7 protein-coding genes are annotated in these 14,004 nt (G+C 34.1%); 4 read left to right on the top strand and 3 right to left on the bottom strand.

What is annotated here, in order from left to right:
- The first annotated feature begins 10 nt into the window (after window positions 1-10).
- Window positions 11-3,541 (top strand): efflux RND transporter permease subunit, encoded by a 3,531-nt coding sequence (locus DIS18_RS06295; RefSeq protein WP_109352153.1) that lies wholly within the window; start codon window positions 11-13, stop codon window positions 3,539-3,541.
- Window positions 3,542-3,686: 145 nt separating this feature from the next.
- Here the strand turns inward: DIS18_RS06295 and DIS18_RS06290 are convergent, their stop codons facing one another.
- The gene (locus DIS18_RS06290) at window positions 3,687-6,311 is read right to left on the bottom strand and encodes a TonB-dependent receptor (protein ID WP_109352152.1); all 2,625 of its coding nucleotides are present in this window, start codon (window positions 6,309-6,311) and stop codon (window positions 3,687-3,689) included.
- Window positions 6,312-6,599: 288 nt separating this feature from the next.
- Between DIS18_RS06290 and aspS the strand changes: the two genes are divergently transcribed.
- From aspS to DIS18_RS06275, 3 genes are read left to right on the top strand one after another with little or no spacing between them, the layout of a single operon-like run.
- Complete coding sequence (gene aspS / locus DIS18_RS06285; RefSeq protein WP_109352151.1) at window positions 6,600-8,354, top strand: aspartate--tRNA ligase; 1,755 nt, start codon at window positions 6,600-6,602, stop codon at window positions 8,352-8,354.
- 42 nt (window positions 8,355-8,396) lie between these two features.
- Complete coding sequence (locus tag DIS18_RS06280; protein ID WP_109352150.1) at window positions 8,397-10,184, top strand: chloride channel protein; 1,788 nt, start codon at window positions 8,397-8,399, stop codon at window positions 10,182-10,184.
- Between the two features lie 8 nt (window positions 10,185-10,192).
- The gene (locus tag DIS18_RS06275; RefSeq protein ID WP_109352149.1) at window positions 10,193-10,429 is read left to right on the top strand and encodes a hypothetical protein; all 237 of its coding nucleotides are present in this window, start codon (window positions 10,193-10,195) and stop codon (window positions 10,427-10,429) included.
- 181 nt (window positions 10,430-10,610) lie between these two features.
- Here DIS18_RS06275 and DIS18_RS06270 read toward each other — a convergent pair whose 3' ends face one another.
- Window positions 10,611-11,060 (bottom strand): nucleoside deaminase, encoded by a 450-nt coding sequence (locus DIS18_RS06270; RefSeq protein WP_109352148.1) that lies wholly within the window; start codon window positions 11,058-11,060, stop codon window positions 10,611-10,613.
- 67 nt (window positions 11,061-11,127) lie between these two features.
- On the bottom strand, window positions 11,128-13,830 hold the full coding sequence (locus tag DIS18_RS06265) for a T9SS-dependent M36 family metallopeptidase (protein ID WP_109352147.1): 2,703 nt from the start codon (window positions 13,828-13,830) through the stop codon (window positions 11,128-11,130).
- Window positions 13,831-14,004: the final 174 nt, after the last annotated feature.

Genomic DNA, 14,004 nt, shown 5'->3' with positions numbered 1-14,004 from the left:
CTAAAAACCAATGGTAAAAGATAAAAAGAAGAAAAAGGTAGATAAGGAATTTGGATTATCATCGTGGGCAATTAATAATAAAACCACAATGTATGTCTTAATCGCACTTATTCTATTTCTAGGAGCTGGAGCATATTTTAGCATGCCTAGGGAGAATTTCCCAGAGATTAAAGAAACTAAAATTTATATTAGTTCGGTTTATCCTGGGAACACTGCTGAAGATATCGAAAAGTTAATCACTGACCCGATTGAAGATAAACTCAAAACGGTTAGTAACGTTGTTGAAATTACCTCAACTTCTCAAGAAGATTATTCTATAGTAATTGTAGAATTTGATGAAAACATCTCAGTTGAAGCTGCAAAACAAAAGGTGAAAGATGAAGTAGATTCTGAAACTTCAAGTGAAGACTGGCCTACTTTTAACGGTGCAAAGGTTGAGCCTAATGTTTTTGATTTAAGTATGTCTGAAGAAATTCCAATTCTAAACATTAATATCTCTGGAGATTATCCTGTTGATAAGTTGAAAGCATATGGAGAATACCTTGAAGATGAAATTGAAGGGCTTCAGGAAATTAAGCAAGTTGATATTCGTGGTGCTCAAGAAAAAGAAGTTGAAGTAGCTGTTGATATTTACAAAATGATGGCTGCTCAAGTGAGTTTTGATGATATTATTAATACCATAAGCAGAGAAAACATGACTATGTCCGCAGGTAATTTAATTACGAGCGGGCAACGAAGAACAATCAGAATTTTAGGTGAAATTGAAGACCCTAAAGAACTTGAAAGCTTTGTTGTAAAATCTGAACGCGAAAATCCTATTTACTTAAGAGATGTTGCAAAAGTAACGTTTAAAGACGAGGACAAAACCACTTATGCTCGTGAGTTTGGTGTTCCAGTTGTAATGCTTGATGTTAAAAAACGAGCAGGAAAAAACATGGTAGCTGCAGCAGAACAAATTCAAGTTATTGTTGATGATGCTATAGAGAATGTTTTCCCACCAGACTTGAAAGTTACTATTGCCAATGACCAATCTTCAAAAACTATTGGTCAAGTTGATGATTTAGTAAACAATATCATATTTGGTATTATTCTAGTTGTAACCGTTTTAATGTTCTTCTTAGGGTTTAAAAATGCATTATTTGTTGGGTTTGCTATCCCCATGTCTATGTTTATGTCACTCATGATATTAAACTACTTAGGCTATACGATGAATACGATGATTCTATTTGGATTAATCATGGGTCTTGGTATGCTTGTAGATAATGGTATTGTGGTTGTGGAAAACGTTTATCGTTTAATGTCTGAAGAAGGCATGAGCAGAATTGAGGCGGCCAAAAAAGGAATTGGTGAAATTGCGTTTCCTATCATCATCTCAACGGCAACAACAGTTGCTGCATTTATTCCTTTAGGTCTATGGCCAGGAGTTATGGGGCAATTCATGATTTACTTTCCTATAACATTATCTGTTGTTTTAGGATCATCTCTTTTTGTTGCTATTTTCTTTAACTCTGTTATGGTATCTCAATTCATGACTATTGAAGATAAGGACATGCCATTGAAAAATATCATTAAAATTTCAGCAATAGTTGGAGGTATCGGTTTACTCATATTAATTTTTGGTGGTGCATACCGAGGCTTAGGAACCTTAATGGTAGTAACTGTAATTTTGTTGTGGGCATACCGATTATTTTTAAGGTCTTGGGCTAATGGTTTTCAAAATAAAATATTGCCAAAATGGGAACGTTTTTATGAAAAATCATTACGTAAAGCATTAAGCGGAAAAATGCCTGGAATTATTACTATTGGAACTGTAATTCTTCTGTTCATTGCTTTTATGGGGTTTGGAGCTTCTGTTGGAAGTCAACGTACAAAAGTTGAATTTTTTCCAGATAATACCCCTAATCAAATTATAGTTTATATAGAGTATCCTGAGGGTACTGATATCAAAAAAACAAATGCCATTACTAAAGATATTGAGCAGCGTGTTTACAAAATTATAAATGATGAAGCTTACATGCATGGTGATTTCAACTTTTTAACTGAAAGTGCTGTATCACAAGTAGGAGAAGGCGCTGGAAATCCTCAAACCGATGGTGGATCTGCAGCAGAAATGCCGCATCGTGGAAAAATTACAGCCACTATGCGCGAGTATAAATTCAGAGAAGGTGCAGACAGTCAAGAACTTCTTAAAAAAGTACAAGAATCTTTAAAGGATATTTATCCAGGTGTTGCCATTTCAGTTGAAAAAGATGCTGTTGGTCCACCAGCTGGATATCCAATAAATGTTGAATTAGAAGGTGAGGATTATAGCGAATTAATTGCAACTGCTGAAAAAATGCGCGATTATATCAATTCTAAAAATATTCAAGGTATTGATGAATTAAAAATAGATGTAAATAAATCTAAACCATCAATGCAAGTTGTTGTTGATAGAAAAAAGGCAGGAGAGTTAGGAGTAACTTCAGGTCAAGTTGGACAACAATTACGTAATTCTATCTTTGGAGCTAAAGCTGGTATTTATAAAGAAGATGGTGAAGATTATGATATCTATGTGCGTTTCAATGAAGAAAATAGATATAATACTAGTGCTATTTTTAACCAGAAAATAACATTTAGAGACATGGCCTCAGGACAAATAAAAGAGATTCCTGTTTCTACAGTGGCTAAACAAGCTAATAATTCTGGTTTTAGTGCCATTAAACATAAAGATGTAAAACGTGTTGTAACACTTTATTCTGCTTTAGCACCTGGTTTCACTGATGCTGGTGCCATTGTTTCGAAAATTCAAAACGAAATGCAAAGCTTTGCTGAAAAACCAGAAGGTGTTAAGATTGATTATACTGGTCAAATTGAAGAACAAAATAAGCAAATGGCTTTCCTAATGGGAGCATTCTTTACTGGTCTGGGTTTAATTTTCTTCATCTTAATATTTCAATTTAACTCAGTTTCAAAACCGGGTATTATCATGTTAGCCATATTCTTGAGCTTAATCGGTGTATTTGGTGGTATTGTGGCAACGGGTAGTTCATTCGTTATTATGATGACTATGATGGGTATTATATCTCTAGCAGGTATTGTTGTAAATAATGGTGTGGTTCTTTTAGATTACACACAACTATTAATAGACAGACGAAAAGTTAAAAACAACTTAGAAGACGATCAATATTTGGTTCAAAGCGAACTTGTTGAAGCCATTGTAAAAGGTGGAAAAGCGCGTTTACGTCCTGTACTATTAACAGCCATTACAACCATTTTAGGTTTAATTCCTTTGGCTACAGGTTTAAACATCAACTTCTTTACACTTTTTAGTGAGTTTGATGCCAATATTTATGTTGGAGGTGATAATGTAATTTTCTGGGGGCCTCTAGCTTGGACTGTTATTTATGGGCTTTTTGTAGCAACATTTTTAACCTTAATAGTTGTACCAATTTTATTTTATCTTGTCACAAAATTTAAAATGTGGTTATATAAAGATAGAGTTTCTACTCACGAACAATTAGCTCCTCAGGAAGTTTTTAATATGGATAAACGATTAGATTAATTTCTATTTGAAGAATTAAACAACTTGCTTATAAGTTGTTTAAAAAAGATCCTTTTGTTCTTTGATCAAAAGGATTAGTTAATAGCGAAGAAAAGCCCCAACAAATGTTGGGGCTTTTTGATTCCACTATATGTTATTGAATTAATTAAAACTGGTAGTTTAATCCAATACTAAAGTTTGTTCCTAATTGTCCTAATTGTTGTACTTCAGATGAGTAAACAAATCTACTTCCAGCTTGAGCTGTTCCAGTAGAAGCCTTAGTTACATCAGGATAAACATCAAAAATGTTGTTTATTATTCCTGTTAAGCTTAATTTATCAGTAAAGTTATAGCTTAAACTTAAATCTGTTGCTGTCTTAGAAGACAACTCTTGGTCAAATTCAGCTCCATTTGGAGAAGTAATAGTTACTTTTCCAAACATTGTGTTATAAAGACCGATATTTACTTTTTCAGACTCATAATCTAATCCTAAAATCACTTTAGATCTTGGTCTTGCGCTAGTAATTAAACCTTTTTCTATTCTAGCAAAAATATCATATCCATTTTGCGCTAGTGCATCAGGTGTATTAATTGCATCAATAGTCGTTTTATTAAAGTTTGCTGCTAAACTTGTATGTAGTTTACCTGCACCCATTTCAATATTTCTATAATTTAATACAAAATCAGCACCTGTTGTTTTAGTATCTCCTGCATTAATAAAGAATTGTACTGCTACAACACCGTTATCTTCAAGAATTTGTTCAACAGGGTTTGTAGTTGTATCATCTCCATCTGCTCCAATTTGAGAAGAAAATAATACTCGATCATCAACATTAATACTATAAAAATCTAAAGAAGCAGAAAAGTTTCTATCAAATTTATACGTAATACCTGCTGACATATTTCTAGATGTTTCTGCAAATAAATTAGGCACACCTAAAGCTTCAACAGCTGGGTTGTTATTTGCTAACGTTCCTTGTAATAATGGCTCAGGAGAACTAGCAACAATTATATATTGACTGTTTGTTAAATGACGTTGGTGCAACGTTGGTGCTCTAAACCCTGTACTGTATGAACCTCTAATAGCTCCATCATCACCTAATTTATAACGACCATTGATTTTCCAAGAGAAGTTATCTCCAAAATCAGAGAAATCTTCATAGCGTCCTGCTACTCCTAATAATAAAGCTTCTGTAATATCAAAATCTAAACCAGCATAAGCAGCAAAGTTATTTCTATCCCACTCTCCAGCTTCTTCAGGCTTAATACCAGCAAAAGAATCAGATCCAGATCCATAATAAGATAATGGATTACCTTCTCTAGCTTCAAATTCTTCTCTTTTGTATTCTAACCCAAATGAACCACTTACCATGTCAGAGAAAGATTTAGAAAAATCTAAATTCCCAATAACATTACTTAAACTATAACCACCCGGATTAAATGTTCTTGGTGATGTACCATTATCAGCTAAATAATTTCTATTAACAGAATTATTAACTGTATAATCTACACTGTTTCTTCCTAATGTAATACTAGCATCAGCATTCCAGCCTTCACCTAAATCCATTTTTAAACCAGCAGAGTTAATATGATCTTTAATTCTTGCTTCAAAAGTTGGTTGATATCCTTGAAAATCTCCTGGAGCAGTAATAAATCCTGCATCTGCAACATCTCTTCTCCAATAAGGCGCTCTGTAATATGCAAAACTACGTCCAGTACGTAAAGTATATCCGTGGAATGAATAGAACTCAGAGTTCTCTCCTACTGGATGAGACATATTAACAAAAATATCTCCTTTTTCTAAATCTGGTTGTCCTACCTTCATCCCTAAATCAGGATTATTCTCAGCCCATGCAATCTCATTAGGTCTAGCATCACCTGGTAAATCAGCAGTTCCTGGTGTACCCGCTCTGTTGGTTAATTTTTGGTTATAGTATCCTAAAGTTAAGTTTATAAATCCACCATCACCAAATCCAAAAGTTGTATTGAAATCTGTAGCAAAGTTAAATCCATCACCCTCAGATGTTATACCTGTTTTGGTAGTAAAAGTAGAAAACTGTGCATCTTTTTTTAACACCATATTAATTACACCTGCTATCGCATCAGATCCGTATTGAGCAGATGCTCCATCACGTAAAATCTCTACACGCTCAATAGCTGCAGTTGGAATACTCTTTAAATCTACACCAACTTCACCTTTACCTGGTGTTCTATTTAGGTAAACTTGAGCACTTTGATTTTTACGCTTTCCGTTAACTAAAACCAAAGTTCTACTTGGTCCTAATCCACGTAAATCAGCTGGATCGTAATGTGCAGTTGCATCAGAAATTGCCTGTGGTTGGGCATTAAAAGAAGGCACTTTGAAAGTAAGCATAGCTTCAATAGTTGGTTGACCTCCGCTTGTTAACTCTGCTGCACTAATGTTATCAACTGGTACAGGGGAATCAAGAATAGTTCTTGGTTTAGACCTGTTACCCAATAGTACTACAGCATCTAATGCTACACCTGACTGTAAAGTAACATTTAATGTACTCCCTGAAACTACAACTTCTTGAGTTTCATAACCTACATAAGAAAAAACAAGGGTATCCCCATTGTTTGCACTTATTGAATAGTTTCCATCAAAATCAGTAGTTGTACCTGTAGTTGTACCTTTTACAACAACAGAAACTCCTGGTAATGCTCCTGAATCATCACTGACAACACCAGAAACACTTTGTCCCATAATTAAATTTGACATTCCTAAGAACATTAAAAAAACCAATGGTTTTAAATGAAGTAATTTTCTCATAATTTTATTTTAGTTTGAATTAGTTGACGCTAATATATGCATATTATCGAGTTTAACAATTAAAATTATCTAAAATACTATGCGTGCATATGATTATTATTCAAAAATATTTATAAAATTTTACGAAATTCTTACAAATAAGAAGCAAAATTAAGAAGTCTTTAAAAAATAGTAAATCCCTGTAAATCAATAGTGTTACTATTAATTTTATTTACTTTTCAAAAAAAATACTTTAAAAATTAATACTCTATTCTATTTACTTAAATTTGCAAAATCAAAATTTAGGACATGTACAGAAGTCATAATTGTGGTGAATTAAGAGCTACAAACATAAATAATGAAGTAACCTTAGCGGGTTGGGTTCAAAAATCAAGAGACAAAGGATTTATTGTTTGGATTGATTTACGTGATCGTTACGGTATAACCCAATTGGTATTTGATGAAGAACGCACTTCTAAAGATTTAATTGAACAAGCTCAAAACTTAGGACGCGAATTTGTAATTCAAGTTAAAGGTACTGTAATAGAACGTGCTTCAAAAAATCCAAACATCCCTACTGGGGATATTGAAATTTTAGTTTCTAAGTTAACTGTTCTAAACGAAGCTAAATTACCGCCTTTTACAATTGAAGACAAAACAGATGGAGGCGAAGATTTAAGAATGAAATACCGTTACTTGGATATTCGCCGTAATCCAGTAAAAGAGAGTTTAATTTTTAGACATAAAGTAACTCAAGAAGTTAGAAATTATTTATCTAACGAAGGGTTTATTGAAGTTGAAACACCTTATTTAATTAAATCTACTCCAGAAGGGGCTCGTGATTTTGTAGTACCTTCTAGAATGAACGAGGGGCAATTTTACGCATTACCACAATCTCCACAAACTTTTAAGCAATTACTTATGGTTGGTGGTATGGATAAGTACTTCCAGATTGTAAAATGTTTTAGAGACGAAGATTTACGTGCCGATAGACAACCAGAATTCACACAAATAGATTGTGAAATGGCTTTTATTGAACAAGAAGATATTTTAAATGCTTTTGAAGGTTTAACACGTCATTTACTAAAAGAAGTAAACGGTGTTGAAGTTGAAAAATTTCCAAGAATATTATATGACGATGCGATGCGTTTGTATGGAAATGACAAACCTGACATTCGTTTTGGAATGGAGTTTGGTGAACTTAACGAAGTCGCACAACATAAAGATTTCAATGTATTTAATTCTGCTGAATTAGTTGTTGGAATTGCTGTTCCGGGTGGAAATACTTTTACAAGAAAAGAAATTGATAAACTAATCTCTTGGATAAAGCGTCCACAGATTGGTGCCTTAGGTATGGTTTATTCTCGTTGTAATGATGATGGTAGTTTTAAATCTTCAGTTGATAAATTCTACGACCAAGACGATTTAGCAAAATGGGCAGAAGTTACAGGAGCTAAAGCTGGTGATTTAGTTTGTGTGCTTTCAGGAGACAAAAATAAAGTGCGTGCACAACTTAGTGCTCTACGTATGGAATTAGCAGAACGTTTAGGTTTACGTAAACCAGATCAATTTGCTCCATTATGGGTTATGGATTTCCCTTTATTAGAATGGGATGAAGATACAGAGCGTTACCACGCGATGCACCACCCATTTACATCACCAAAACCTGGGCAATTAGAATTATTAAAAACCAATCCAGGTTCAGTAAAAGCAAACGCTTACGATTTAGTATTAAATGGTAACGAAATTGGAGGTGGATCTATCAGAATTCACGATAAAGAAACACAAGCTTTAATGTTTGATTATTTAGGCTTTACTCCAGAAGAAGCAAAAGCACAGTTCGGTTTCTTAATGGATGCTTTTCAATACGGAGCACCACCTCACGGTGGTTTAGCTTTCGGGTTGGATAGATTGGTTGCTATTTTAGGCGGACAAGAAACTATCAGAGATTTTATTGCGTTCCCAAAAAACAATTCGGGTCGCGATGTTATGATAGATGCTCCTGCACCAATAGATGATGAACAATTAACAGAATTAAGCTTAAAACTTAATTTAAAATCATAACATTAAATCCTGCTTTTGCAGGATTTTTTATTAGCTTTATACATGCCTTTAAGCTCTAATAAATTATTGCGCAAGTTTTTAATCTGGAAATACAAACATGTTTCAGAACGCCAGTTTATTTATGTACTCAGTATTTTAGTTGGTTTTTTAGCAGGTTTTGGAACAGTTACTCTAAAAAACCTTACACACTATATAGCGTATTTTTTTAGCCAATATATTTTTCACGATTATCAAAGTACATTATACTTCATTCTGCCAATAATTGGTCTTCTATTAGTCTATATTATTAAACAGACATGGTTAAAAAAACATATTGGTCATGGTATATCAACAACCCTATATGCCATTTCAAAACTCAATGGTATTATTCCAAGATATAATATCTATGCAGCTTTAATAACTGCACCATTAACCGCAGGGTTTGGTGGTTCGGTAGGGTTACAAGGTCCAGCAGTAAGTGTAGGTTCAGCATTAGGTTCAAATGCAGCACGTTTATTTCATATGAATACCAAAACGCGAATGTTGCTAATTGGTTGTGCAGCAGCAGGTGCTATGGCATCAATGTTTAAAGCCCCTATCGCAGCTATTGTATTCGCCATAGAAATATTTAGTTTAGATATTGCTTTCACATCACTAGTGCCACTTTTACTAGCATCCGTTTCCGCAGTTGTAACCTCATATATGTTCTTAGGAACAGATGTTTTGCTAAGGTTTGAGCTTACTGATAAATTTGAAGTCAACGATATCGCTTTTTATGCCGTATTAGGTTTAGTAACTGCTTTTGCATCAGTATACTTTTCAAAAGTGTTTTTTGCTATAACAAATTTCTTCAAACAATTTAAGAGTAGAGCAGTTCGTCTTCTAATTGGTGGTTTAGCTATCGGTACAATCCTTTATTTTATTCCGCCACTTTATGGTGAAGGTTATGGCATAATGAATAATTTATTAAAAGGTGATCACCTAGCAGCCATTGGCAATACGCCTTTTAATTTAGACTTATCTAACATCTGGATTGTTATTGCATTACTACTGGGAATAGCCATTTTTAAAGCCATAGCCATGACTACTACTTTTGGTGCAGGTGGCGTAGGTGGTGTTTTCATCCCTACACTAGTTATGGGCAGTGCCATTGGAAATGCCTTTGCAAAAATCATAAATAATATGGGATTAGATTTCCATGTATCAGAATCTAATTTCACATTGATAGGAATGACAGGACTTATGGCAGGTGTACTCCACGCACCACTAACAGCCATATTCCTTATTGCCGAAATCACAGGGGGTTACGAACTTTTTGTACCGCTAATGATAGTTTCAGCCATATCATTCGCCATCACAAAATACTACGTTTCACATTCTATTTATACGCTAAAACTAGCACAACGTGGAGAATTAATGACCCACGATAAAGACAAAAACGTACTTATGGTTTTAGACATCGATAAAGTCATCGAAACCAATTTTATTATACTAAAACCCGAAATGAAATTAGGCGATATTCTAAAAAACGCTGTAGCAAAATCCTCAAGAAACCATTTTCCTGTAGTTAATGATGAGCATGAATTTTTAGGTGTTATCCGTTTAGATGATATCAGGCACATGATGTTCGATTCAGACCTTTACGAAAAGGTACAAGCCTCTAGTCTCATGCACGCCGATGCAGGCATAATAGATTACGATGGTGATAATATGAACACCATTATGGATAAATTCAAATCCAGCGGCGCATGGAATTTACCTGTTATAAAAGACGGAAAATATTACGGTTACATCTCAAGATCAAAATTACTAACCGCCTACAGGCAGCAATTAATTAATTTTACACAGTAATAAAAATCATGAAATATCTTATCCTTTTTCTAGCCATTGCAACCTTAACAAGCATCATTTTAGGCTTTACTTTAGAAGTTGATTATTCACAAAAACTTATTGGTTTCGGGGTTTTGGGAATATTTTTTTTGGTTATCCCGTTATTCACATATTACCATTGGAAAAATAAAGACATTAAAGATTACATGCTCACCAAAGAAAACTTGGATCAAATGCGCGAAAATCAAAAGCGCAAAAAATATTAATATTAGGGCGTTACCCGAAAAGGGTCGGGCTTTCCGTTACAAGTCCTCGCACTTCCTTTGTCAGGCTTTGGGCTATCCACTTCAATCCCTAACGTGGACAAGGAAGCCATTAGCCAAAATAAAAAAATAATAGTCAAATACAAGGTTGGGTAAGAAAATAACAAAAAGACAACCCCCAAAATCAATTCAAATTACGTTTCTCCACAAAAAAACGTTTCAACAAAGCAGAAGCTTCATCAGCCAAAACGCCACCAGAAATTGTCGTTTTTGGATGCAATTTTGTTTTTAAATTAATACAACCTCGTTGCTCATCCCTAGCACCATAAACAATTTTAGAAATCTGACTCCAATACAAAGCACCTGCACACATCTGGCAGGGTTCAAGCGTTACATATAACGTACATTTCTGAAGATATTTACCTCCCAAAAAATTAGCAGCAGCCGTTATGGTTTGCATTTCGGCATGTGCTGTAACATCGGTTAAGGTTTCTGTTAAATTATGCCCACGGGCAATTATTCTATTATCAATAGCAATTACAGCACCAACAGGTATTTCGCCCTTTTCAAAAGCAATTTCAGCTTCTTGTAGGGCTTTCTTCATAAAATAGGTGTCATCAAAAGGTTCTATCATAATAGCAAAAATATAAAAAGGCGAATAAAAATATTCGCCTTTCTTTAAATCAAAATATAATTCGAAATTATTTGATAACTATCTTTTCATTTGTATCAATATAATCGCCTTTAATATTTAAAATGTATAATCCACTCTGTAATCCTTTAACATCTAGTTCAACTTCTCCTATAAGAGATGTTCTTTTGGTTAGCACTTCTCTTCCGTTAATGTCAACTAGTTTTAAAGTAACATCTCCTAAATCTTTTTTAGACTTAACTGTAACTAAGTTAGATGCTGGATTAGGAAAGATGCTATAATCACTAGCATTAAATTTAGCAGCACTTAATGTAGTACAATTTGCTAATGATGGATCCGCAGGATCTGGAGTATCAAAATTTTCAACTTGATCTTCTCTTCTGAAAGGTAAACCATTAGAAGCATTTACTCCTAAACCTCTTCTAGCAAAAACATCCCAGATTAAACATTGGTCTTCACCTCCTGTTAATGCCATATCTGCAGCTAAAATACCATCTCTACCTTCTAAAAATTCAGGATTACATCCTTGCAATTTTAGTCCTTCAATAACAACGCTCATCGCTCTATTATTTCCTCCTGTTCCATTATATAAATCAGGATCAAAGCCATATTTATCAACGTAAGCCCAAGTTAAATCCCAAAGCATTGTACACCAAACCGTTCCTATGTAATGCACACGTCTATTTCTTATAATATCATTTCCATCTACATCTTGACCTTCAACGGTATTGTCATTAGTAGCGTCAAAAGTGTATTCATTTACTGCAAAATCAGTAGAATATCTTCTAAGCCTAATTCCTAAACCATCATTTGGTTGGTTCAAATCAAATGTACCTATACCACGTCCTGTTGTTCCTACATCTCCTGGTTTCATAGTTATCATTAATCCAAACCAATCTGACCAGCCTTCACCCATTTGGAAGTTACTGTTTAAACATCCCGAGTTATCAGCTCCTCCGGTTAATCTAGTTGAAATACCGTGTCCATATTCATGAGCAACAACACCATTATCAAAACTTCCATCTCTTTGATAAGGGCCAGCGTCTTGAAGCGAAGCATTTATAGTATCTCCATTCCCTAAAGATGCAATTATAGCATCTCCTGTGGCTTTGTCTATCATAATTGATGGAATAGTAACTTGGTCTCCTACAGCTCCTGGTCCCATTGGCCCCGGTTCTCTATCATCAGTTACAACTAGCGCTGCTATAGCTCCTGCATTTTCAGCTGCCAACATTTTTACTCCAAACTCACAAGTTCCTCTTCTAATTACTGCTATTTTACCATTTAATGCTGCAGCATTTGTAACTAAATCACATGCATCATTAGGATCAGTTGACTCTCCTCCATCATCATCAGTTAAAACAACTAAATCTGCAGTTACTGGACTAGATAACACAGCACCGAAACTTGCCGTAAAACCTTGATATCCTCCGGCAAGAGAACCATTGTTAATAATTAAAGCATCTCCAGGAGTACCAGCAGCAAACCACAAATACATTTGCATTCTTGGGGCACTTCCATCTGCTGGTGTTGCAAAATTTGCATTATTCTGCCCGCCTCCATCTTGAGATTGAGCAGCTACAGCATCAGAAGCAGCGCCACCTTTTCCGTAATTGTTTTCTTGAAAATTTCCACTTGCTTCATCAAACCCATATTGATACCAAATATCATGCATTACATTATTAATGTAAAACAAATTAACAGTTGATACATCTAGATAACCGCGTGGGTTTTGATCTAGGTTTAATGGAAAATCAAAATTCAGACTTGCTCCACCATCTGGGGAAAAACCATCGGTACCGTCATTATCATTAATATCATCAAGAGCCCATACGTTATTACCTCTAGTAATTGTATATTCAGCTCCAGCAATACCATCAGTATCATGCCAACCAAATGGAGATGCTGTAGCATCAGCAGGTTGAGTTACTATACTTCTTGGTCCATGAAATGGGCTTTCAGTAGGTAATGCATACACATTATATTGTGAACCATCAGCAGGTGTATAAAGAGAATTAGATTCAGCCTTAAATAAGTTAACTGAAGATTTTGAATAATTTCCTGCTTTATGATTATCAGAATGATTAGAATGATTGCCATCAAAATTACAGCTAATAACCCAATCGTTATGATTAACAATTTCACCTGTTCTTGCATCAACTCTTACACTCCACCAATGAGAACTCTCTATCGTATAAATACTTAAATCCCAAGCTAATACTAAATCACCATCTTCATTTTCGGTGTATACTAGTTCTACTGGAATGTTTTCTTGAGATATTGCTCCTTTAGAAAAAACTGCTTTTCCTTTTTCACTTTCTATGTATTGAATTTCACCTATTGCACCTAGCTTAAAGTAAGTAGCAGCCTTTTCAATAGCTTGACTTTCATTTAATAAAGGTGTTTTAGAAGTTACTCTTTCTTCAATGTTCTTTTGAAATTTTTCAGCAAAATGGAATACTTTATTATTTTTTATACCAACAGCAGTAATAGCATTATAGATTTTAATACCATTATATCTTTGATTTAAATAAACATTTGCTATTCCAGTTTTCTTAGAGAAAACTTCTCTATTAACATAAATATCTGTTAAGTCTGAACCAGATACTTTTGATGCATTTTCACTACTGCTTAAGTAGCTTGTAATTATTCCTGCGTATTTTGACTTACTTAATTCACTTTGTCCTTTAACAGAAAAAGTAAATGCAAGCACAAACAAGAACATTACAATTTTTGTGTAATCTCTTTTCATATTATTTTTTTGAATTAGTCGCCCAAATATAAAGATATTATAGCAAAAAAAACAACAGAACATGTTAATTGTTGATGATTCAATAATTTTCATTTTTTTAACCTGTAAGATTTTACGTTATTTTTTTATGTGTTTATTTATTTAATATCTACAAACAACATAATTTTATTTCAA

This window comes from Algibacter marinivivus (genome assembly GCF_003143755.1).
In the GTDB taxonomy this organism is placed as follows: Bacteria; Bacteroidota; Bacteroidia; order Flavobacteriales; family Flavobacteriaceae; genus Algibacter_B; species Algibacter_B marinivivus.
The sequence above is the reverse complement of the archived record's forward strand: the minus strand, read 5'-3'. Positions and strand labels throughout refer to the sequence as shown.